Source organism: Microbulbifer maximicatervae (SeqCode) (assembly GCF_052468155.1).
Genome location: NZ_CP174335.1, coordinates 515,385 through 538,307 on the forward strand (window position 1 = coordinate 515,385; position 22,923 = coordinate 538,307).

The 22,923-nt window shown below is 48.6% G+C and carries 17 protein-coding genes; 4 read left to right on the forward strand and 13 right to left on the reverse strand.

Features of this window, described 5'->3' with window-relative positions:
- Positions 1–55 precede the first annotated feature (55 nt).
- On the reverse strand, positions 56–544 hold the full coding sequence (locus ACJJIY_RS02125) for an outer membrane beta-barrel protein (RefSeq protein ID WP_444915482.1): 489 nt from the start codon (positions 542–544) through the stop codon (positions 56–58).
- A gap of 480 nt (positions 545–1,024) precedes the next feature.
- Between ACJJIY_RS02125 and ACJJIY_RS02130 the strand changes: the two genes are divergently transcribed.
- A complete protein-coding gene (locus tag ACJJIY_RS02130) occupies positions 1,025–1,600 on the forward strand; it encodes a hemerythrin domain-containing protein (protein ID WP_444896049.1) in 576 nt (191 codons plus the stop codon).
- Between the two features lie 29 nt (positions 1,601–1,629).
- Positions 1,630–2,073 (forward strand): SpoIIAA family protein, encoded by a 444-nt coding sequence (locus tag ACJJIY_RS02135; RefSeq protein WP_445358989.1) that lies wholly within the window; start codon positions 1,630–1,632, stop codon positions 2,071–2,073.
- 68 nt (positions 2,074–2,141) lie between these two features.
- Here the strand turns inward: ACJJIY_RS02135 and ACJJIY_RS02140 are convergent, their stop codons facing one another.
- The 4 genes from ACJJIY_RS02140 to ACJJIY_RS02155 all read right to left on the reverse strand — a co-directional run bounded on the left by ACJJIY_RS02140 (position 2,142) and on the right by ACJJIY_RS02155 (position 6,027).
- On the reverse strand, positions 2,142–2,843 hold the full coding sequence (locus tag ACJJIY_RS02140; RefSeq protein WP_444896048.1) for a putative adhesin: 702 nt from the start codon (positions 2,841–2,843) through the stop codon (positions 2,142–2,144).
- A gap of 362 nt (positions 2,844–3,205) precedes the next feature.
- Positions 3,206–3,868 carry a putative adhesin gene (locus ACJJIY_RS02145; RefSeq protein ID WP_444896047.1) on the reverse strand — a complete coding sequence of 221 codons (663 nt, stop codon included), beginning with the start codon at positions 3,866–3,868 and terminating at the stop codon, positions 3,206–3,208.
- A gap of 400 nt (positions 3,869–4,268) precedes the next feature.
- Positions 4,269–4,991 (reverse strand): fumarate/nitrate reduction transcriptional regulator Fnr, encoded by a 723-nt coding sequence (gene fnr, locus ACJJIY_RS02150; protein WP_444896046.1) that lies wholly within the window; start codon positions 4,989–4,991, stop codon positions 4,269–4,271.
- 169 nt (positions 4,992–5,160) lie between these two features.
- Positions 5,161–6,027: an SDR family oxidoreductase gene (locus ACJJIY_RS02155; RefSeq protein WP_444896045.1), complete on the reverse strand. Its 867-nt coding sequence runs from the start codon at positions 6,025–6,027 to the stop codon at positions 5,161–5,163.
- A gap of 302 nt (positions 6,028–6,329) precedes the next feature.
- Here ACJJIY_RS02155 and ACJJIY_RS02160 point away from each other — a divergent pair, with 302 nt between their 5' ends.
- Positions 6,330–7,352 (forward strand): adenosine deaminase, encoded by a 1,023-nt coding sequence (locus ACJJIY_RS02160; RefSeq protein ID WP_445355624.1) that lies wholly within the window; start codon positions 6,330–6,332, stop codon positions 7,350–7,352.
- 52 nt (positions 7,353–7,404) lie between these two features.
- Here the strand turns inward: ACJJIY_RS02160 and fnr (ACJJIY_RS02165) are convergent, their stop codons facing one another.
- From fnr (ACJJIY_RS02165) to ACJJIY_RS02185, 5 genes are all read right to left on the reverse strand, one after another.
- Positions 7,405–8,076, reverse strand: coding sequence for a fumarate/nitrate reduction transcriptional regulator Fnr (gene fnr / locus ACJJIY_RS02165; protein WP_238152063.1), 672 nt, complete (start codon positions 8,074–8,076; stop codon positions 7,405–7,407).
- 127 nt (positions 8,077–8,203) lie between these two features.
- Positions 8,204–9,586 (reverse strand): oxygen-independent coproporphyrinogen III oxidase, encoded by a 1,383-nt coding sequence (hemN, locus tag ACJJIY_RS02170; RefSeq protein ID WP_445358990.1) that lies wholly within the window; start codon positions 9,584–9,586, stop codon positions 8,204–8,206.
- 123 nt (positions 9,587–9,709) lie between these two features.
- Entirely contained in the window at positions 9,710–10,408 is a 699-nt protein-coding gene (locus ACJJIY_RS02175) for an OmpW/AlkL family protein (RefSeq protein WP_444907211.1), read from the reverse strand.
- Between the two features lie 397 nt (positions 10,409–10,805).
- Entirely contained in the window at positions 10,806–11,711 is a 906-nt protein-coding gene (gene mmsB, locus ACJJIY_RS02180) for a 3-hydroxyisobutyrate dehydrogenase (protein WP_445358991.1), read from the reverse strand.
- Positions 11,712–11,783: 72 nt separating this feature from the next.
- Complete coding sequence (locus tag ACJJIY_RS02185) at positions 11,784–12,890, reverse strand: enoyl-CoA hydratase/isomerase family protein (protein WP_445355620.1); 1,107 nt, start codon at positions 12,888–12,890, stop codon at positions 11,784–11,786.
- Between the two features lie 180 nt (positions 12,891–13,070).
- On the opposite strand from ACJJIY_RS02185, the gene ettA reads away from it, so the two are divergent.
- Entirely contained in the window at positions 13,071–14,735 is a 1,665-nt protein-coding gene (gene ettA, locus ACJJIY_RS02190; protein ID WP_413663399.1) for an energy-dependent translational throttle protein EttA, read from the forward strand.
- A gap of 114 nt (positions 14,736–14,849) precedes the next feature.
- On the opposite strand, the gene ACJJIY_RS02195 is transcribed toward ettA, so the two are convergent.
- Genes ACJJIY_RS02195 through ACJJIY_RS02205 form a run of 3 tightly spaced genes read right to left on the reverse strand, consistent with a single transcriptional unit; the run spans position 14,850 to position 20,876 of the window.
- Positions 14,850–16,967: an ATP-binding cassette domain-containing protein gene (locus tag ACJJIY_RS02195; RefSeq protein WP_444896039.1), complete on the reverse strand. Its 2,118-nt coding sequence runs from the start codon at positions 16,965–16,967 to the stop codon at positions 14,850–14,852.
- Complete coding sequence (locus ACJJIY_RS02200; RefSeq protein ID WP_444896038.1) at positions 16,957–19,689, reverse strand: ATP-binding cassette domain-containing protein; 2,733 nt, start codon at positions 19,687–19,689, stop codon at positions 16,957–16,959. The genes ACJJIY_RS02195 and ACJJIY_RS02200 overlap by 11 nt, the downstream gene beginning before the upstream one ends.
- A gap of 2 nt (positions 19,690–19,691) precedes the next feature.
- Positions 19,692–20,876: an HlyD family secretion protein gene (locus tag ACJJIY_RS02205; RefSeq protein WP_444896037.1), complete on the reverse strand. Its 1,185-nt coding sequence runs from the start codon at positions 20,874–20,876 to the stop codon at positions 19,692–19,694.
- Positions 20,877–22,923: the final 2,047 nt, after the last annotated feature.

Below are 22,923 nucleotides of genomic sequence, written 5' to 3' on the forward strand. Positions count from 1 at the left end.
CCTGGGAGCTTTTAAAAAGAGGTGTCACCATTAGTCAAACTTAGGAAAGAGGCAATTAAAATCTCAAGCTAAACCCGCCTGACCAATAACTGACATCCTTCTCTAATACGGTGTACTCAAGCTCCAGATGATAAATTTCATTCAGGCTATAACCAATTCCAGCCCCTAAGCTGACACCCAAGTCATCACTACTTGCACTGCCAACAGAAACGTCTTCATAGAGAAGGCCCAGGCGTCCTTTCAGGTACCAGTCCCCCTCTGTTCTGTAAGTCGCATAAGTAGCAAGAGTACGTATGTCTACATCCACATTCCGACCATAAGCCTCAGTCTCACCACTTAATAGTGAACTGGTATATTCACCTTCCACCCCAAAACCCGAGGCCCGCACATAACCTGCTCGCAGTCCCAAATTCAGTGGATTATCGACCCCCTTGAAATCAAAATCAGCTATTCCGGCCACACCCCCCCAGTAGGCGCCCTCGGCAATTGCGCCCGTTGAAACAACGAGTGCCAGCACACCTATACCAGCCTTAACTATTTTCATTAACACTCCCATCCTGTTGCATTAACTTTGTCGTGACACATAAATAGAGCGCGGCAGCATAATTCGATGACAACCTACGACCTCAGCACCAATAAATTTATTGAGCAACGGGAAACATCGCAGCATGCTTAAATGTGCAACAACACGTCATTAGAAATTATTAAAATATGAAGGATCAGACACACCCTTATCTAGGTCCGACAGAAGAGCGTACTTGTGGAAAAAACTGAAGAAAGGGCTACTCGAAAATAGGTTTAATTTATCTTGTGGTCAAATACAACGAGGTACAGATAAGAGTTGAACCAAGGAATTCAGCGGCATGGTCAGCCTCATACCTATTGATAACCCCAGCCTTCCCCTGAGTAGGTAGCGGTAAATTCCACCTTGAGTCCCACTAAGTCCCCCTCACTTGATCCAAATCAACTTTGGATTGGTACATATGGCAACAATAGACCCATCGACAAATCGCGGAGGTCTGGGATGAATGCCATCTACCGACAACTGTGCTGTGACCATAAACATATGCAAGAGTTGCTCAACGCCTTTGAGCAATTACTCCTGGATCTTTTTGGCTGCGGCGACCGCGATCCGAACACCTTGTCACTGATCCTTGATGCTTTGGATTATTTATCGGCATACCCGGATAGGTATCACCACCCAGTTGAGGACTTAATATTTTCCCGGCTGTTGACTAAGCCAGTACATGACAGGGAATCAATTTACGAAGCGCAAATGCAGCATGAAAATATAGCCGCAGCGACAAAACACATGTGCGCTTTATTTTACGCTATTGCCAACGATGCGACCGTTGAACGGAGAGTGCTGCAAGGAGCTTGCAACACCTACCTGAAGCTGCAACGCAAGCATATGGACTTGGAAAATAAATCTATTTTCCCACAGATCGAACAGTACCTGGGGACTACCGACTGGATTTATATTCAGAAACAGGTCAGTGAATTAAGCTGCAGATATTTCGACAGGGCAACCAGAAAAATTTACGAGTCCCTGCACGAAGATCTGACACAACATCAAATGCCCGCGCAGGCATTAGCTTAGGTCACCAAAACAGCAGGGAGGAAATATTAATGCAGTTTAAACGCCACGGCATATCCATTGGCATGGAACGCATAAATGATGAATTTTTCCTTTACATAAAGGCAATTGGTGAATTAACCCATGAGGATTATGAGCATATAACACCACTGTTAGAATATGCTCTGGTAGGGGTAAAAAAACCTCAGGTTCAATTACTGATTGATCTCCGGGATTTCGAGGGCTGGGGGATGCACGCGATCTGGGATGAGTTCAAGCTGGCCTTAAAGCACGGCAATGAATTCTCGCATGTCGCTGTACTTGGGGATGAGGAGTGGCAGCAAATAGCCACAAAAGTCGGGAGCTGGTTTGTTAGCGGTGAAGTCCGCTATTTCAAACAGCAACAAGAGGCCATGGATTGGCTACAGGAAACAAGGAAGACGGGTATTGGTCACAAGGAATCTGAAAAGGAATTAGCTTTCTCCACACACTCCTGATAAGTAGTGGATTAAGGGGGCGTTTACGCCCCCCTTTTTTTGCCCGTAAATTACTCAGTTACTTATTTCTAAGTATTCACCTTCCTCTTTTTACTGTCCCAGGAAGGCGTTCCCAATATAAGATTACCTACGCTCAACTCGTTGCGGCAAAAAGAACAGTAAATATTCTCATAGTGTAAGTTGTTCCGATGCAGAATATTGAGCACATCAGCCAGGGTTGGACTCTTTTGATTGTGCCTATTTCGAATCGTCAAGAAGTTAGCTTCCATCTTTGTGGTGTACAAAGAAGCACCAACTTTTGCGTCATACAGAGACTTTTGAAAGGGATCATTTAAGTCATATTGCTGCAGTCTTGCCTGATTCCGAATAGCTTTCACATTGTGATTATGGGCTTCATCCACAACATTCTGAATCTGAGCGTAACTCTCACCATCATTAATAAATCGACGCGATAGGCGACCAAAAATCTGTCCGGCTGTACTGCCGTGGTACCCCTGAAATTTTTTTAACATATAGTTACGGCATATCTTACCCTTGCCAATATGCTCATGAACTTTTGCTTTCCCATCTACAACATCTTGTAGGCCAGGATCTTCCAACGTGTAACCGTGAGGTGCAAAGAAAAGCAGGTTGTCGCCACCGTGACCTTTATTATAAAAAACCTGCTTGGTTGCGGCACCGTGGGCAGAAATCACCAGGGACGGCGCATCCCCAACATTGGTACCTTCCGGTGCAAAAATTTTGACTAAATCCAATTCACGAACAGGCATATGACACCTATCTAACGTCGAGTACAGAAATAAGAGGGTCACCCCTCCAAACAAAACAACCGTACTAACAACCTACTATGACCAATCATCCATACTCAAGTTTTATTGCATGATTTTTGACATTAGTCACGAAGAGGAAAATTTTTTGGACTAAGTATTAGTCAAATGAGTGAGGTATGAAATAAATATGACAAAAATAAGGAGGAATTGAGGAAAAAAGTTTAGGCTCGGCAAGCTCAAAGAAGTGAGCCGTAACAAATTGGTAGATGGTGACCCATAATAAAAATGCATTCACATTTCTAGCTTAACGGACACCATCTTTTCTCTACTTAAGAATTGAATACGAAGTTAAAAGACACCGTTTAGGTGGTTGGTCGCTGCATTTTGCTGTCCCAGGATGGAGTTCCAATAAGGATATTGCTAAAACTCACTTCGCTTCGACAAAAAGAACAATAGATATTTTCATAGTGAAGATTATTTCTATGCAGAATATTTAGAACATCCACTAAGGTGGGGTTATCCATTTTTACTCTATTGCGAATAGTCAATAAGTCCGCCGACATTACCGGCTTAACCCCTTTCTTAATATAAGGTTGATGCATGGGATTATTGGGATCCAGATTTCGCACCATCTCATTGTGCTCATGGGCATTATCTACAGCCTTTTGCACATCGGCATAGCTCTCACCTTTAATAAAATGGCGAGTAACGCGGCCTAGAATCTGACCGGTTGTTGACCCGTGATACCCCTGAAATTTGCTCAGGGTATAGTTATGACAAACCTTTCCCTTACCAACCCACTCATGATATTTGGCATTGCCACTCAAGACGCTACCAATACCCGGATCATTTAGAGAGTAACCATGGGGAGAAAAGAAAAAGAGGTTATCCCCTCCGTGTCCTTTGGGATAAAAAATTTGCTTGGTTGTTGCACCGTGAGCAGAAATTACCAGGTTGGGAGCATCTCCCACTTGTGTTCCTTCCGCTGCAAAAATCTTAACTAGATCAAATTCTCTGACAGGCATACTTCCCTTCCTCTCACTTCTTATTTTTTTGAGGCTTACTGACTAGCGCTCTGTGACAAAGGCTACTATGGCTTATTGGATATTTGCTAGAGGTGTGAAATACAAAAAATACCAGGTAAGAGAGCTACAAATATCCAGGCTATACAGCCAAACCCTCTTAAACAAAGGAGAAAAGAAAACACTTCCAAAATGGTGACACCAAATTAGAACCATCGTACCCTTTTAGGACGGCAGTATTCGCAGCTATTCTGGCTAAAATGACCCAGATACTGCCGAAATAGACAAGGAATAAAAATTAAAATTAGGAGGCTTTATGCGCCAGCGTGCTCAATAGCCGCTATAAAAAAGAAGCGTTAGGTTCCAGAAAATCAATTGGAAAAGTGAAAAACCTGTACGGCTATCAGTCGTAGCCACAATGGGTTCCAGCCAATTCACTCAACGCCAACAAGTCAAGGATTTCAACCATTCGACCACTAACATTCACCAGTCCATCTCGCTGAAAACGCGAAAATAAACGGCTCACCGTCTCCGCTGTTAACCCCAAGTAATTGGCGATGTCCGTTCTCGGCATAGAGAGTACAAATTCACGGGGGGAGTAACCACGACATGCATAGCGACTGGAAATATTAATCAACAATGCCGCTAAGCGAGCATCAGCAGCACGCTTTCCCAGCAACATTAAGATTTCATTTTCCTGCCGCAACTCTTCGGAAAAAATGCTATAGATTTGCTGCTGCAGTGCTGGAACTTCCTGAGCTAAGGTTTCCAGTTGGTCAAATGGCAACAAGCACACACTGCTATCTTCCAGTGCCTCCGCATAACTGGGGTGAACCCGACTACTATAAGCATCGAGCCCCAACAGCTCACCAGGAAGGGCGAAATGTGTTACCTGGATATTCCCATCTGCACCAATGACTACTGTTTTGACACTTCCAGAGCGAATCGCATAGAGATTTTGGAAAGGGTCACCTGCTCGATACAAGGTTTCACCCGCTTTAATTACCTTTTTCTTGCGGGTAACACGTTCAAGCCGGTCAATATCCGCCTGCACCAGCCCTGCAGGCAAGCACAAACGCCTGACTGAACAGTTACTACAACTTACGGCCTGCGCTGACTTGGTCATAGCTAGGCAACCAAATTCTTTTACTGACAGTAATACTATTGCCGGCCATGAATCAACTTTTTGACTCTTTCATAACCGGCTTGTCCTGGTAAATACACTCCATAATACTAAGCAACACACATTGTAGTTAGTAACTTGCCCTATGTGCTAAATTCGTAAAGTTAAAAGATTAAAACTCAGGTAAAAAGCTTTCGATTACCATTCGTTGCTGTTTTTTGCCATCCTGATCCAAGCCGCTCTTAAAATTGCAAAGTTTATTGGCCCACTTGGATGTTCTGACCCGAATAGGTGGCTCCTCAGCCTGTACCACTTGTAAAACCACGTCGGCTACTTGGTCAGATGTCTGGTATATCTCAGCTGTCTGCTCTGGGCTTCGCGACCTCATACCACCAATATACTGATTGAAGACCCCCTGGTATTCATCTTCGGGATACCCCTGGCTCCGCTCCAACTGCGAAAGTACATTATTGGCAAACTCTGAGTGGATACCACCGGGCTCGACAGCGGTAAAATTAATATTAAAGGCAGGGGTTATATAACTTGCCAGGGCCTCTGTATAACCCTCAACAGCAAATTTTGCCGCACAATACAGCTCATTGAACGGCTGCCCAACTAGCCCACCCACTGACGAAATATTGATAACGTGTCCACTACGAGCTTCGCGCATATGGGGTAAAACTGCTTTAGTGCAGCGAACTACACCGAGGTAGTTCACATCCGTCACCCAACGTATCTCTTCTTCGCTGGCGTGTTCAGTGGTCTTTACAAAACCAGCGCCAGCATTGTTGATCAATAAATCGATACGCCCAGCATCCCGGATAATGGTATCTACGCAGTTCTGAATACTGTCAGAATCTGTTACATCCAATTCCATCACTTCGAGAGCCGCCCCCTGAGGAGCCGCATTTATCAGCTGGTCGGCCTTGGAGAGATCTCTCATGGTGGCAAAGACCCTAAACCCCTGCTTGGCCATTTGCAGCGCCAGACTCTGCCCCAGCCCTGTGGAAGTCCCGGTAATCAAGGCAACCTTACTCATTGCTCTCTCCTCAGTATCAGTTAATCAATCTCAAGATGTAAACTACTCAGTGCAGTATACACATGAATAGCAGTAAGTAAACCGGTCGGTGTATTTTCTGGCAATGAATCTGGCTGCAGCTAAACAATAGGGCTGGCGAGTCAGAATAAGCCGCAAAATAAGCTCCGCCAGCTTTATTCTCAGAGGGTGTAACCTGATACCATTAGCGCCCTTTTATAGCCCAGACAGTTTCTGTGAGTCGGAATGTTGGATAGCCTCCGGCGCATTCACGTTCACAGGTAGTCCCGCAACAAGGTATTTCTATGTCCATTGCCGATTTGAACTTTTTGAAAGCACTGCCAAAAGCCGAGCTTCATCTCCATATCGAGGGTTCACTGGAACCGGAGCTAATGTTCGAGTTGAGCAAGCGCAACAATATTGAAATTCCCTTTTCCAGTATTGAGGAAATTAAGGCAGCCTATAAATTTCATAATTTACAGTCCTTCCTCGATATTTATTATCAAGGCGCTTCGGTCCTGATCCATGAGCAGGATTTTTATGATCTGACCATGGCTTATCTCAAGCGCTGTCGTGAAGACAATGTTGTCCACACAGAGATCTTCTTTGACCCCCAAACCCATACAGAGAGGGGCATTGATATCGGTGTGGTTATCAAGGGCATTAACAGCGCTCTTGATGATGCAAGAAATGAGTGGGGAATAAGTAGCCACCTTATTTTGTGCTTCTTACGCCACCTGAGTGAAGAGGAAGCAATTGCCACCTTGGAAGCGGCAAAACCATACCTCAACTTAATAAAAGGTGTTGGGCTGGACTCTTCTGAGCTGGGTCATCCACCCAGCAAATTTGAAAACGTTTTTGCTATGGCCAAAGAGCTAGGGCTTGAGAGAGTTGCCCATGCTGGTGAAGAGGGGCCTGCCGATTATATCGTAGAGGCTCTCGATCTTCTGGACGTGAGCCGTATCGACCATGGGGTTCGCTGCGTTGAGGACGAAGCACTAATTGAGCGCCTGAAAGCGGAAAATATCCCCCTGACCGTTTGCCCGCTCTCCAATACCGCACTCTGTGTCTACGACAATATGAACCAACACCCCATTTTGTCACTCCTCGAGCGCGGCCTGTGTGTCACTGTTAATGCAGATGATCCCGCTTACTTTGGCGGTTACGTTAATAAAAATTATCTGGCCCTTAGCGAAAGTCTGGGCATGACTAAAGAGCAGGCGAAAAAACTGGCCCTGAATAGTTTTAAAGCGAGCTACATTTCAGAGGCAGATAAAGAAAAGTGGGCGGAGGCAATATCAGCAGTCGAAACGGTTGCTGAAGTTTAGTGGATTGGGTAGTGTCCTGACTGACTATAAAGCCAGGACACTATTTAAAAATTCAGTCTTCATCATAACCACAGTGAGTACCCGCTAGCTCACTGAGTTCAATTAAATTAATAATCTCAACTGATCGACCACTCACCTTAATTAATTTTTCTCGCTGAAAACGCGAGAAAAGCCGGCTGACAGTTTCCGCTGTCAAACCCAAATAATTGGCGATATCAGTGCGCGGCATCGATAAAACAAACGCACTGTGAGAGTATCCACGGCGAGCGTAACGGCTGGAAATATTAATCAGAAGAGCCGCCAAACGAGTATCGGCAGAGCGCTTGCCCAACAACATTAAAATATCGTTTTCCTGGCGCAACTCTTCAGAAAAAATGCTGTAAATCTGCTGCTGCAGGGCTGTCACCTGCTGGGCCAAAATTTCCAGTTGAGTAAAAGGCAGCAGGCAAACACTGCTGTCTTCCAATGCTTCCGCATAACTCGGATGTACCCGAGTACTGTAGGCATCCAGACCGAGCAGTTCCCCAGGTAAAGCGAAGTGGGTGACCTGAGTGTCACCATCTGCAGCAATCACCACAGTTTTAAAACTGCCTGAGCGAATTGCATAGAGATTGGCAAACGGATCGCCAGCTCGGTAAAGGGTCTCCCCCGCTTTAATTATTTTCTTTCGACGCGTGATCTGCTCTAGCCGATCAATATCAGACTGACACAAACCAGCTGGCAAGCACAAACGCCTGACTGAACAGTTGCCGCAACTAACAGCTGTAGAGGAATCCATCATACTAAACCGGTCGGTAAACTAATTTGCCGCAATTGTAACGGCTGTCGAGCCGTTAGTCTCCTGCCGGTAGCTATAGAACACGTGAATATTTCGCATCTGTTTCTTGACTGTGCAAATACATATCAAATGCAGCGGCAACATTTCTCACGAACCAGCGGCCTTCCTCGGTAACAATAATATTTTCGTTATCCTGATAAATTAGACCATCGTCAAACATAGGCTGTAAGCGCGCTAATTCCTCAGAGAAATACTCCTCAAAGGAAGCACCTATACGCTGTTCAACAAGGTTTTTATCCAGGCGCAAACGACACATTAATTCACTAATAATCCACTGGCGCAAACGATCTTCATCATCCATTAACCAGCCGCGGCAGGCTGCAGATTTCCCTTCTCCAATCGCCTGAGTATATTCTTTTAAGCGATGTAAATTTTGCCAGTAGCCATCGCGACTGTAGCTGATCGCCGATGCCCCCAGACCAACCAAAGCATCTGCCGGCATTAGGGTGTAACCCTGGAAATTGCGCTGCAGCATACCGGCATGGGCTGCCTTAGCCAGTTCATCCCCAGGACGGGCAAAGTGATCCATCCCCAAAAATTCATACCCCGCCTTACCCAGGTGCTCTACAGCCGCCAGCTGCATCGCCACTTTTTCTGCGGCAGAAGGGATTAAATCCGTATCAATCAGGCGCTGGGCCTTAAATCGGTGTGGCAGGTGTGCATAGTGATAGAGAGCGATGCGGTCCGGTTGCAGCTCCAGCACTTTATCCAAAGTGCGGTGCAGGCTGTTCAGCCCCTGCTTGGGTAGTCCGTAAATCAGGTCGTAGGAAATGGACTCAAACCCGCGCTCACGCGCCGCTACGGTCAACTCCGTGACTTGGTTGGCACTGCAGATACGATTGATTGAACGCTGAACTTCGATATCGAAATCCTGCACCCCCAGGCTCAAGCGGTTAAAACCCAGTTCTCGCAGGGTATCCAGGGTCTCTAACTCAAGGGTACGTGGATCGGCCTCAATACTGTATTCAACCCCGTCGCCTGGGCTCAAATCAAAGACTTCAGCCAGCCCTCCCATTAAGCGACGCATATCACTATCACTCAAGAATGTCGGCGTACCACCGCCCAAGTGCAATTGGGTAACGGGGACATCAGCCACCTTATCCCGGTACCATTGGGCTTCTTGCAGCAAATGATCCAGATAACTGGAAGCCAATCCATACTGGTGAGTGATTACTTTATTACAGGCACAGAAGTAACAGAGAGAACGGCAAAAAGGAATATGAACATAAAGGGACAAGCTGCGAATATCCTGCAGTGCTGCCCAGGGCTCAATTCCATTTAATGTGTGAAAACGATCGGCGGTAGGATACGAGGTGTAGCGCGGGCAGGGTCCGCTATAACGGGATAAGAGTTCTTCAGACAACCCTCCCACGGGGCTTTTAATCTCTTGCTTCATATTCATTCACACCTCGTTCGGTAGTTTGCTTGGAAATCCGACACAAACAAAAAAGCAGCCACCGGGTCTTCGACCAGAAAACCACAGTGACTGCTCTACCCCAGACCTATTTATTGCTACCTTTTAGAAGCGGTAGCCCAGACCAGCCATGTAAACCAGCGGATCAATATCCACATTGGCAGTCACTTCACCCAGGCCAGGTACTTTGACTTTGGCGTCGGTCTCGATGTCCATCCAGAACACAGACATATTGAACAGCCAGCGTTGATCGGCACCGAAGGTAAAATCGATACCGGCTTCTGCTGCCAGGCCAAATGAATTGTCCAGGGACAGTTCTGCATCACCGGTGGCGCCAAGGCTTTCGAAAGCGCTATCGGCGGTGCTGCTGATTTCTTCATCAAAGAAAGCGGTGTAGTTCACACCCAGACCAACATACGGCTGAATGTTGGACTGTGGCTCCATCGGATACCATTGAACCAACAGAGTCGGCGGCAGGTGCTTGGTTTCCCCCAGGTTGAAACTGCCCAGGCCCTCGCCAACAACTTCGATATCGTGACTGAACGGCGTTGCGGCAACCAGTTCCAAACCCCAGTGATCGCGGAACATATAGACGCCGGTCAGGCCCAGTGCTGAACCGTTATCCACATCAACACCGGTTTGGTTGATGCCGGTTCCATTCAAGGAAAGTACGCTGGAATTAGCATCGGGTGCTACAGTGGCCATGCCACCGCGCAGAATTAAACTGCCTTGTTCATAGGCCAGTGCGGGTGCAGAAAGTACGGCGGTCAAAGCGGCTGTCGCACAAGCAGTTATACGATTCATTAACTTCTCCATAAAGCGATTAGGCATTTTTCCCGACTCAGGAAGGGCCCCCCTCCAGGCACAATCACAAGTCGCGGACAGGTTACTCGCTGACTGCCTGAGATTGCTTGATCCAAATCAAGCTGCCGAATTACCTGGAAAAAAATCCATTGGAATGTGCAGCAGCAAGATAATTGCGCTGTTTAAGGGAGACCCGTTTCCGGGAAGGGGCGGGGAAGATAGCGGCTCAGAAAGTCCGAGGGAACCGAGCACTCAATGGTATTTGATACGATCTTGCCAAATTGAGAACTACCGCAAATTTTTTCTTTAGATGACAAGGTTGAGGACAAACAAAACAGACCAAAACTGCACCACTGCCGACATTGCCAGACTGTGGTGCAAGGCCTTTAAACAGGCGCTAAGTAAGGCTACCCGCCGGGCGCCGGAACATGTTCTGAATACTGGAGAAATCCAGTTGCTGGTTTTCCTCACTAGCGCCATGCAGCTGGAAAAGGTTTTTCGCCAGGGCCCCCATCGGAGTAGAAGATGCACTGGTTGAGGCGGCATCCATAGCCAGTCCCAGGTCCTTGAGCATCAATGCCACACTGAAACCGCCGGCATAGCCCTTTGCCGAAGGCACGCTCTCCATAGTGCCCGGGTAGGGATTGTAGTTAGCCAGGGACCAATTATTACCCGAACTTTCCCGCATAATATCGCTCAGTACCTTGGCATCCAGGCCCTTATCCACTCCCAGCTGTAAAGCTTCTGCGGTACCGGTCATATGGATCGCGAGCAGCAGATTGTTGCAAATCTTTGCCACCTGCCCGGCACCGGCAGCACCGGCGAGAAATATCTTGCTGCCCATCACCTGCAGCGGGGCCCGCGCTGCATCGAATGCCGCTTCATCCCCGCCGCACATAAAGCAAAGCGTCCCCGCCTGTGCCGCAGCTGTACCACCGGATACCGGGGCATCTATCGCTCTCAACCCATGCTCCCCGGCAGCCTGGCTGACCAGGCAGGCATCCTCTGCAGAGATAGTCGAACAGTCGATAATCAGGGTATCGGCCGGGAGTTGCTGCAACAACCCAGCCTCTCCCAGGTAGAGCTCTTTCACCGCGTCGCCACTGGGCAACATGGAAATTACGATATCCGCGCCCTCAACAGCCTGTTGGGCACTGTCACAGGGCAGGCAGCCATCTCGCTGTGCCTGTTCCAGAGCAACAGGGCTCAAATCAAATGCCGCTACGGTATAGCCGACCTTCGCCAAGTTGGCAGCCATGGGGCCACCCATATTACCCAAACCAAAAAAGGCTATCTTTTCCATAAAAGCCACTCCCTATTTTGTTGTTGGTATCCCTGGCGATTAACAGCCCGGGACGCTCGGTAAATACGATATCTACAGGTCGGCCAGTGGGTGCTCACCAGCCCAGGGTCCCTCAAAGCAGCTTTCCACCTGCGCAGGTGTAATCTGTTCCAAGCTGTCAGGTTGCCACTGGGGTTCGCGGTCTTTATCAATCAACAGCGCGCGCACCCCTTCCTTAAAGTGGCCACTGGCACAGAGGTTTACCGCGAGTGCCAACTCCATGCGGTAGATATCCGCCAGGGACAGGTGTCGAGCCCGCTGTAATTGCTCCCACACAATCCAGGGTGTCAGCGGAGAGCCACCTGCCAAAGTGGCAGCTGCCCGCTGCAACCACTTATCCACACCCTGGTATGCACTGATGGCAGCACAAACCTCTGGCAAGGTGGCAAAATCGGTAAGCTGCTGGATTTGGTCATAATGCTCTCGCAGAGCAGACTCAGGCCGCTCCAGAAGGGGCAGCTCCTGGGATTTAAGGCAATTACTAATTAACTGGTGATTGGCTTCCAGGTTTTCACCGAAACTGAGCTCCGCTAACGCAGACAAGACTGACTCCCGCTGGCCCTGACCGATTATGCGGTCCGCCATACCGGCAAACAGGGCATCGGCGCCATTAAACTGCGCACCGGTCAGTCCCAGGAAAAGTCCAAGGCGCCCGGGCATACGATTCAGGAACCAGCTGCCCCCCACATCGGGAAACAAACCAATCGTAATCTCCGGCATTGCCATACGCGTGGTTTCGGTCACAATCCGGTGGCTGGCTCCCGCCATAATGCCGATACCGCCTCCCATCACGAAGCCACCGCCCCACACCACGACGGGCTTGGCGTAAGTGTGAATCTGGTAGTCCAGGCGATATTCGCGGGAGAAGAAGTCGGTGGTGAAGCCGTAGTCCGGTGTCTCACCATAGGCGGCGGACTCCCGATACAGCGCCACCACATCGCCGCCAGCGCACAGCGCCTTGTCGCCACTGCCATCGATCCAGACTGCTGCAACTTCAGTGTCTTCAGCCCAGCGGTTTAGCTGGGCCGATAACAGATCGATCATGGGTGAATTTAAGGCATTGAGAGCCTTGGGGAGGTTTAGTGTCGCGATCGCCAGGGCGCCGCGCCGGGAAAACAACACCGGGGAATCCTGATCCATTTTTATTCGTCTTATAGCTCTTGTACTAGATAGTGTCGCAGTTAAACACAGATCACATTTGACGTCAGCCACACGCGAGTACAGCGGGCTACCTAAGAGATGCCCGGTTGCACTTTTTACGCAAACTGATAAGTTGCGCGCAAAATCTGACCGATTCCAACACCCATTACGGAACCCCAAATGGCCGAATACGTATACACCATGAACCGGGTGGGCAAAGTAGTGCCCCCCAAGCGCGAGATCCTCAAGGACATCTCCCTCTCCTTCTTCCCCGGCGCCAAGATCGGCGTACTCGGTCTAAACGGCGCAGGTAAATCCACCCTGCTGCGCATCATGGCCGGGGTCGACCAGGACTTTAACGGCGAAGCCCGCGCAATGCCCGGCATCAAGGTCGGCTACCTGCCCCAGGAACCGCAACTCGATGCCAGCAAGACCGTGCGCGGCAACGTAGAGGACGGTGTACGCGAAGCCATCGACGCCCTCGCCGGCCTGGAACAGGTCTACGCCGATTACGCCGAGCCCGACGCAGACTTCGATGCCCTGGCCAAGAAACAGCAACAGTTCGAAGACATTATCCAGGCCTGGGACGCCCACAACCTGGAGCACCGCCTGGAAGTTGCCGCAGACGCACTGCGCCTGCCCCCCTGGGATGCGGACGTAAACAATCTGTCCGGCGGTGAAAAGCGCCGTGTGGCCCTTTGCCGCCTGCTGCTGTCCCGCCCGGATATGCTGCTTCTCGACGAACCCACCAACCACCTGGATGCGGAATCCGTATTCTGGCTGGAGCGCTTCCTGCACGATTTCACTGGCACTGTGGTTGCCATCACCCACGATCGCTACTTCCTCGACAATGTTGCCGGCTGGATTCTGGAACTGGACCGCGGCCACGGCATCCCCTGGGAAGGTAACTACACCACTTGGCTGGAACAGAAAGAAAAACGCCTGGAGCAAGAGCAGCGCGGCGAACAGGCTCGCGCCAAAGCCATGCAAAAGGAACTCGAGTGGGCCCGTCAAAACCCCAAGGGCCGTCAGTCCAAAAACAAGGCCCGTTTGTCCCGCCTGGAAGAAATGCAGTCCCAGGACTTCCAGGCCCGCAACGAGACCAACGAAATCTACATTCCGCCCGGCGAGCGTCTCGGCGACAATGTGATTGAGTTTAAAGGTGTGAGCAAAGGCTTCGGCGAGCGCCTGCTGATCGACAACCTGTCTTTCCGCGTGCCCAAGGGCGCAATTGTAGGTATCGTCGGCGGTAACGGTGCCGGTAAGTCCACCCTGTTCCGTATGATCAGCGGCACCGAGCAGCCGGACTCTGGTGAGATCAAGATGGGGGAAACCGTTAAGGTCGCCTACGTTGAACAGGGCCGTGAAAACCTGGATGACAGCAAGACCGTATGGGAAGCCATCTCAGACGGCCACGATATGCTCAAGATCAACAACTACGAAGTGGGCTCGCGCAACTATGTTGGCCGCTTTAACTTCAAGGGCAGTGACCAGCAGAAGCGCGTAGGCGAACTCTCCGGCGGTGAACGCGGGCGCCTGCACCTGGCCTATACCCTCAAGCAGGGCGCCAACGTACTGCTGCTGGACGAACCCTCCAACGATCTGGATATCGAAACCCTGCGCGCCCTGGAAGAAGCCCTGCTCAACTTCCCCGGCTGTGCCCTGGTAATCTCGCACGATCGCTGGTTCCTGGACCGCGTTGCCACCCATATCCTCGCCTATGAGGGTGAGAGTGAAGCGGTATTCTTCGAGGGTAACTACACCGAGTACCACGAGGACTTTGTGCAGCGCAAAGGTGAGGATGCAACACCCCATCGCATGCATTATAAGAAGCTAAAGACTTGATTTTGATAATAAAAAAGCCCGCATTATGCGGGCTTTTTTATTAGATTCGAGGTACATAATACCTCTCCTTCCATAGGTTACTTAAGTAAAATCCCCAAAAATAAACTTAGCGCTCTAGGGGTGGGCAATCACCATCAGGGTATCTGCATTTTTCTGCGCACAGGCTACCGCCATCTGCAGGTTCTCCGGATCGAGTGCCGCAAAACTCTCATCCAACACCACTAACTCAGCATTTTGTAAAAGCGCACGGGCGATAAATAAACGGCTCATCTCGCCATGAGACAACCTCCACCCCATCTCGCCAACCGTTTGTAAAATCCCCGCCGGCATTTTTTTCAATAGCGGGGTCAGCCCCAGCTCATCACAAATTGCATAAGCCTTGCGCAGGCTCTCCTGGTGAGGTGGCCACTGGTCTCCCATTAATAAATTAAAAAGAAATGAATCTCCCAGCACATGATTTTCATGAAACTGGGGAGCTGATGCGACCATCCTGCGCCAAGGCTCAGCACCAATACTCGCCCGGTCGTAGCCATTAAGTAGTAATAAACCTTCATCCGGCCGCTGAATACCGGTGAGAATATTCGCTAAAGTAGATTTACCTGAACCAGAAGCGCCCTGTAGTAAAAGCCGATCGCCAGGATAAATACTGAGATTGCAACCCGCCAACACCGCTTGATCTTTTCCTTTGTAAGTAAAGCCAATATCGCGTAAATAACACAGTGGTTGCGAGGAACTTTGCTGGCCCGACGGCGTAACCATTGCCGACCCCACGCTTCCCTTTACAATGCACTCTTCCAAGAAAAATAATTCACGTACTTTTTCCCAGGAAATTGCTGCATTCAAAGCACTGGTAAAGCCACTCATACACTTCAAGACCGCGCGATACCCCAACAACATACCTCCAAAGGCAATCGCGAGCTGGGTACTACTAATACTGTTAGCGATAAATATTGGAGCCAACCCCACTACCCCAAGAAGTAACCAGAGGCGCGGCAAAAAAGCCTGCAAACGCGCCATGGTGTTATCCATGTGAGAGGAAATCTCCAGGTAGTTATTTAACTCACTGTCTTCGCCCCGGTGCCAGTCGCCAGGTGCCTGCTGCGCGAGGCGGGTGCGGTGGCCGATCATTTTCTCAATCAAACGGTGGGTCATTGAAAGGCGCTGTGACGTCCACTCTTTGCGGCCGTAGTACTGTGCCCGCCCCAGGAAAAACGCAACCGCTAAAAATAGGGGCAAAATTGCTGCGTAGATAAGGCCACCAGCTCCCATCAGTAAAATTGAGGCTGCAATTAACAGTTCTACAACGCCGAGCAATAATAAAAAGGCACCCTGTAACGCACTGGCTTCTATATTCTCCGCATCGTAAACCCTGCCCAATACCTGACCCGACCCCATATGGCGAATACGACTGGGAATAACGCGCAGCGCGCTGGCAAGCAATCGCTGCTTCAGGAGTGCACCGGTCTCAACGGAGACCACACCTCGCAGCCGGGCTGTGAGCAGGGATAGGGGAACCTGAGTCACCAATAACAATACCCAGGCAGATAGCCAGCCAGTATCAATATGGCCCTCGAGCACAGCCCTACCTATCACCCACCAGCTACACAGAAAAATAGCCATCTGGGCACTGTGACAGGCAAGCATGGCGGCAGAGCGCCAATACAACCCGCGCTGGCGAAGTTGTAGGCGGAAAGACCGGTGAGAGGATTGACGCAACAACCAGAAATCATCCAGGCGTACGCCGGCAAGGTTTTCCCGCAGCAGGGCGGTCATGGCTTTCTTGCGCCGACGCCCTTGAATGTGTGCACTATCCAGCAACTGTTCGATACGCTCGCGCTGGGGCCCTTCAAGCTCGCGAGCCAGCTGCTGAATAACCAGCTCTAGGCAAACTTTCTCCAGGTGCAGTGCCGGTGTGAGCAGCTGTAACTTATGCCCCCTGCCACCACACAGTGCGATAAAATATTCCCCCTCGGGAAAGCGAACCCGCAACAGCGCCGGGGCGGCTCCCAACAGCATGATTTCCAGCTCTGGGTAGCTACAACTCACCTGCTCCACTTGCAAGTCCAAAGCTTCAGCACCTGCCTGCAACCTGGCATTCAACTCCAGGGTGCTTCCAAGGGATTTGTGCTCCGCTACTTCAGGCTCCAAGCCGCTGTATTTTGCCAACGCTTGTAAGGCGGCCTCCAGCTGCGACACTGGCCAGCAATAGGGCATTAATTCTTTACTGCTCACTGGCAACCTCCGTAAACCGGGAGGCCGGTGTCGCCCCAGGAACTCCTTGTACTTCTGTCAATTGACCGCTGGCCATGCGCAAGTGACGCCAACTGCTACTCTGCCAACACTCTTGCCAGAGACTGCTTTCAGCTGCCAGTAGCTGCGCATAGCGCGTGTCGCCCTGGGCTTGAAGCTCACTGGGCTTACCATCTTCAATAATGCAACCCTCGTCCACGACCAAAACACGAGGAAAGTCCCGGGTTTCACTGATATCGTGGGTAATACAGATCAGGGTGACCCCCTGCCAAACCTCCCGCACCCGGTTCATCAGGCGCTGCCGCTGTTGGCGATCAAGCCCCCTGAACGGTTCATCCAGAATCACACAAGCAGTTTCCTCGCGGCCAAGTGCGCGCCCCAGACGTACGCGCTGCCCTTCACCACCACTGACCAGGGCACCACTTTCGCCTAGCGGGCTTTGCAGCCCCTCCGGTAGCGCTGCTACCAGCTTGAGCAAATCCGCTTGCTGTAAAATGGGGTAAAGGGGAGCTCCGGGCTTATTGCCGTAACTCAAGTTTTCCAGAAGGCTGCTATTCCACAGCTGAATTGCGGGATCAACCCAGGCACAGTGAAGGCGAAAACGATGCAGTAATTCTCCCTTCAACTCTCTACCATTGAGCATCACACGGCCACTGGCGGGTTTGTGCCACCCCAGCAATAATCCGGCAAGGCTCGACTTGCCAGCGCCGGATGCTCCGACCACAGCAATTTGCTCACCGGGGTTAATTTCCAGATTTACCCTGTCGAGAATAGTGCGACCGCTGGTATTAACGGTGACATTCTCAAACTTGATACCCACCGGTTTTGCCGGGGAAAATTCCACACTATCAGCGGAATTTTTATCTGTGTCTGTTTCAGTGACTGCTTGCAGCGGTTCGAGGGCTCTCAGTAAAAAATTCCGTTGCCGTGGATAACTTCGCATCAGTCCCGCAATTTCTTCACCCAGCGGCGGCAATGCCAATACCCAATAAATCAATAAAAGCAGATCGGGACTTGCCCCTCGTGCATTAACACAATAAATCACCAATACACTACTGAGGGTACAATTAATCAACAGCTGTACCGCCTGGCTATTGAGCTGAAAACTCAGTGATGAGTATCCAGCCCTTATCCATTCAGTGAGCAGGTTTTCATGCTCACGCCGTACAGACTCACCGGCGCCGTGCGTACGGATTGGAATAACTCCCAGCAGCGCATCCATATAGAAGCGAGCCAGGGCTCCCGCATGAGTTTGTACTCTCATACTGTAATCAGTGAGTACTGGATGGAACATCAAGGGTACAGCAACTTGCAATACCGACATGACTAGCACCAAAGGAGCGGCAGCTGGAGCAAGCCAGATTATTCCGAGTGCAGTAGCGAACAGGGAGAAAATTTTAAAAATGAGACTCGTTCCGAGAACAGGCAAACCTCTCAAGGCGGCAATGCGGTGTGAGCGTTCGGCTGTATCAGAGGTGGGACGGCTCTGAAAGAAATGATCAGGTATTTTGGGTAGGGCCGCTAAAAACCGTATGCGGAAACGATTTTCCAAACGGCGCCCGACCACCATTTGGACTTTTGCTGCGGGAAACTGCAATAGCATTAATGTGATCATAAAGATCAACAGCAATGCAATCGTGCCTGCTCGCTGTATCTCTGTGGCTAACTCGCTGTGGATATCAATCAGGCCACGGAAAAGCAAGGCTTCGAACATCAGCCCCAATACCGCTCCGAGCATAGCAATAAATATAGTGAGTGGCGCAATCAATCCATCTTCGCGCATCAACCCCCAGAGCTGCCTGAGAGGTTGAACCGGTGGCTCTCGCAAAGCCCTGGATAGCGCTTCCGATTTCGGTTTAACTTCACTGACATCGCGGACCCTTTTTACGCTCACGATCACCGCACCACTAAATGCCAGCTGCTCTGGCGACAGTTCAATTGTCTCTGCCGGCTCACTTCCACGGGGACGGGACGGTCGAGCGCACCAGTAACTCTCTGGCACTAGAGAAAATGCTTGGCTGGTATCTGTAGAAAACTCAACAAACAGCCGCTGCAACATACCACTGACTTCAGTTCCTCGCTTTATCGCCCCAGACGTAACTAATGAGGTGAGCATTCGAACGGATGCATCGAGAAATGCCAGCGACAGCCAACTCTTATCTTTTAGCCCTTTGTCACAGAGCGTGGTGGCCACAGTATCGCCAACCTTTAAGTGTGCAATACGCTCTTTAAGCGGGGCAATAAAGTCATCACCACCTGCCCAGGTTCTCCAGCCCTGAGGAGACACCCGTAGGATGTGGACATGCAACTCATCCAAAAAACGACGTGCGCTAGGCCAACGCCTACCACTGGCGGGATCCATCACCTGCACAATACCGCGATGATTTTTCCAGGCCACGACAAAATGAGTGTTACCGTTTGGTAGCCGTACCACAACCAATCCTGGCAAGTAGCCGGTGGAGTTCAATAAGAGATGATCCACGGGAACCACCATCTGGGCAGCTTCTAGCCCAAGCTCTACCGCAATCTTTTCCAGGGTATTTATCGAGGTTCCATCTACATCAGTCTGGCAGGCATCGCGCAAATGGCCGTAGTGTGTATTTACACCAAAACCTTCGAGCAAACACTTCAGGGAAGCCGGACCACAGTCCATATTAGAGGTCTGAACTACCTCTGGAACTAACCAGCGTCTTTTGCTTTCCACTGTTACGCTCCCTCTTCCACGGTCTCTGCGGGAGCTTTGGCCGAGAGTATCTCACCTGTCCTTTGTAGAAGCAGTTGGTATGGTGTTTTCTTGCCTGTGGCAATTTCTACCCTGGCCGGTAAATCATGCAGTAATGGGAGATGGGGCGGTGCTTCACCTTGTAGGGATAGCTGTACAAGAACTTTGCCTTGCTGGACGGCACTAGCGACCCGTTCTACTCGGGCCTCCAATTGCCCATAACGGGCCCAGGAAAATCCATCCAGCTTTACTTGGGCCTTCTGCCCAGGCTGAATATGCCCCAAAGCTAATGCGGGTGGGAAAAATGCCTGTATAGAAATAACACCTTCTGCTTGAATCGTTGCAACTTGCTGCCCGGCAACCAACACTTCGCCTTCCCGTATTTTTGCCAGCGAAGCCAACACCCCGGTAATTGGGGCACGCAGGTTCTGTTCGCTCACAGCAAGGTGGCTTTGCTGAATACGGGTATCAACTTCTGCAATCTTTCCATCAATACCTTGATGCCGCTGCTTTAAAGCGCTCACTTCAAGTTGATATTCACTTATTAGCTGTGCTCGACGATCCTCCAAAGCGCGAATATCCGCCTGCACTTTCAGGGTTGCCATCGCCATTTGTTGGTACGTCCGTTTTGCGGCAAGGTAATCCAACTCTGAACTCTGCTGTTTTTGTAACAGCCGTTCATAACGATCGGCAACATCCGCTTGAATTTTCTGATTACTGACTTGAAGGTGGTACTGTTGCTCCAACAGCTTCAATTGATCACTGAGAGCCTTCTCATCTTCACCAAATTTTTTATCCAGCAGCTCTCGTTCCCTTTGAACTGATTCAAGTTGATCGCGCAAGCTGCCAGATATCTTGCTGTCTCCCTGTAGGCTCAAATCAAGTACGGACGTATCAAGACGAATGAGTACATCGTCCTGCTCTAAACTATCACCAAGCTCTGCCTCAATTTGAACAACACGTCCAACGCGCTGGGTACTTACATGAACAGTATTGTGCTCCTGCTCCAACCTAGCGTCTTCACTCACGCTATATGTTGTAATTTCTACTGTAAAAAACCATATAGCCCAAACGGCCAGAAGCAGGACACCGAGAGTAGTAGCTACAACCAAGGCACGGATAGAATCTGAAATAATAGCGCGGGTAGTGTTAAAAAAAGGCGTTGACAATATGAGAAACCTATAAATGGTTATCGCATTGAACAGGAGTAAAATTTAACTCTATTCATTCGATTTTTTTGTATTTCTCTTCTGAAAATACAGGACATACAAATTTAGATTTCTCAGGTAATGGAGTCAATTAGAATCTACACCTACCTGACTCTAACATAGTGGTTCATAACTCCCACCTAAACTTAGGTTATGATTCATATGGTGATTTTTAACCCCAGTACCAGAGCAGTCCAGATGAAGTCTTTCGACCAAAAATCATTGACAAGTAAATAGCAATCTATACTTGAGGCGCGTCTTTACTTTATTAATTCATATCCACCCAACACTGTAAGTAAGCGCAAACTAACTATACGCGTAGTGATTAGCTCATTGATAGTTATTCCCGCCACTAAAACCTTGATACAAAGCGAAGTATTTGTCGGGATATAAGAATTTCACATTTTTTACATATTTAAGCTAAGCAGTCACCATACTATATAAACATGGGCTAACTTTTTGATAAAAAACCCCAAGAATGAAGCACAAGAGTTAAAATTAACAATGTAAATTCAGCTTACTATAAATACACACTCAAGACCTACTTAATACTTTATATTACTTCCAAAATGTCAAAAACAACACACATGATAGAGCTCAATCCCAAAAGGTGGCGCAAAAATCTTTACTAGAAATTTCTATAGAAGAGCAGCAAGTCGGGTCAATGTAAATCCACGGACGGCACTATCAAAAACCCGAAAGAAAAACCACTCATAACTTTTATTCTACAACAAAAACTTATCACCACCACCTTAAACTACACAATTAAAATGGATTAAGGGAGTTATCTGATTGAATAAATCTCCAACAAAACTACCACTTACGAGTTAAGTAATGCACCTATACTTCGGAGATTCTACTAGCAGCAAGCTTTTTTATCGAATTGAAACTTGGCTTCTCCGACCTATTTTTTAACAGGAACTATTATTGAGATTTATTCTCAATAAATTATTAGTGAAGTCAAAGTCGATAAAGGCAGGCTTCAATTATGAGTCAAACATCAACAATCATATTGAAATATAAGCTTTATCATCAAAAAATTATTACGACCTTTCACTGTCAGACAAAATCTGAAAAGTATAGGGGAGCAAGCTCAATTAGATTGATTCTAGTATTTAAAAAATTACCAAATAGAAATTTTTCTATAGCAAAAATAAAGAGGCACCAATCGACATCATTTTCCGACTGGCGCCTGCAACCCCAAACTATCCTATAGAAAGAAGTCCACGTGATAAGAGTCATGTAGGAATAATGGAAATTCATCAATGAACTCTTGCAAAAATAGATGCGTCAAACAAATAGAATGAGTAACAACTATCCAACTATAATGGAATAAAATCGACTGGTAGTCAGGGTTGCCCCCAAGGAAAGCAATGCCTAAAGTGCAAGCACAAAAACCTACAAGATTATTTGAAGTTTTTCAACAAAAAAATATTGAAATTATCCTCAAATCTATTGAGATCAATCTGCACAAAAAAACACTCTAAACAACCTAACTTTGGGGGTTAAGAAAAAGATTACTTAATCTTCATCCCATGGCAGCTCTACTTGTGCCTCAGGCCCAGCTTTAATATCAGTTTCAGTGTACATAGCGCACCTTCCTTTCAGTTAGTTCGTATAGTTTGCCAGATAGAAACCTCTATCCAGCAAACTAAAGCTTAACTCGATTATGCCCCAACATGCCAATATTGACTGGTAATTATGGGTGAGTGATCACAACAAAAATCTTTGTCTACCGCTAGAAACACCCACATACATGCATTAAACCTCTGAACTGAGCGAAAACTATCTTAGCCCAGTAGGCTCATCACTTCAGGACTATCTATCCTAACTACAGCCTACTAGTTCTCTTGTAATGTAATATTCATCCTACACCGATCGACATTTGTAAAATACTTATCGATATTTTTAACTGAATTGATGAAACCTCAACTAACTTAATGCTACTCATAAACTCTTAGTGCGATTTTCATTAAGCCAGCCCTTAATAAAATCAAGTTAGACTGAA

What these genes read in the sequence shown, in the direction of transcription:
- ACJJIY_RS02125 (WP_444915482.1), bottom strand. Translation starts at nt 544, where the DNA reads ATGAAAATAGTTAAGGCTGGTATAGGTGTGCTGGCACTCGTTGTTTCA.
- ACJJIY_RS02130 (WP_444896049.1), top strand. Translation starts at nt 1,025, where the DNA reads ATGAATGCCATCTACCGACAACTGTGCTGTGACCATAAACATATGCAA.
- ACJJIY_RS02135 (WP_445358989.1), top strand. Translation starts at nt 1,630, where the DNA reads ATGCAGTTTAAACGCCACGGCATATCCATTGGCATGGAACGCATAAAT.
- ACJJIY_RS02140 (WP_444896048.1), bottom strand. Translation starts at nt 2,843, where the DNA reads ATGCCTGTTCGTGAATTGGATTTAGTCAAAATTTTTGCACCGGAAGGT.
- ACJJIY_RS02145 (WP_444896047.1), bottom strand. Translation starts at nt 3,868, where the DNA reads ATGCCTGTCAGAGAATTTGATCTAGTTAAGATTTTTGCAGCGGAAGGA.
- fnr (WP_444896046.1), bottom strand. Translation starts at nt 4,991, where the DNA reads ATGACCAAGTCAGCGCAGGCCGTAAGTTGTAGTAACTGTTCAGTCAGG.
- ACJJIY_RS02155 (WP_444896045.1), bottom strand. Translation starts at nt 6,027, where the DNA reads ATGAGTAAGGTTGCCTTGATTACCGGGACTTCCACAGGGCTGGGGCAG.
- ACJJIY_RS02160 (WP_445355624.1), top strand. Translation starts at nt 6,330, where the DNA reads ATGTCCATTGCCGATTTGAACTTTTTGAAAGCACTGCCAAAAGCCGAG.
- hemN (WP_445358990.1), bottom strand. Translation starts at nt 9,586, where the DNA reads ATGAAGCAAGAGATTAAAAGCCCCGTGGGAGGGTTGTCTGAAGAACTC.
- ACJJIY_RS02175 (WP_444907211.1), bottom strand. Translation starts at nt 10,408, where the DNA reads ATGAATCGTATAACTGCTTGTGCGACAGCCGCTTTGACCGCCGTACTT.
- mmsB (WP_445358991.1), bottom strand. Translation starts at nt 11,711, where the DNA reads ATGGAAAAGATAGCCTTTTTTGGTTTGGGTAATATGGGTGGCCCCATG.
- ACJJIY_RS02185 (WP_445355620.1), bottom strand. Translation starts at nt 12,890, where the DNA reads ATGGATCAGGATTCCCCGGTGTTGTTTTCCCGGCGCGGCGCCCTGGCG.
- ettA (WP_413663399.1), top strand. Translation starts at nt 13,071, where the DNA reads ATGGCCGAATACGTATACACCATGAACCGGGTGGGCAAAGTAGTGCCC.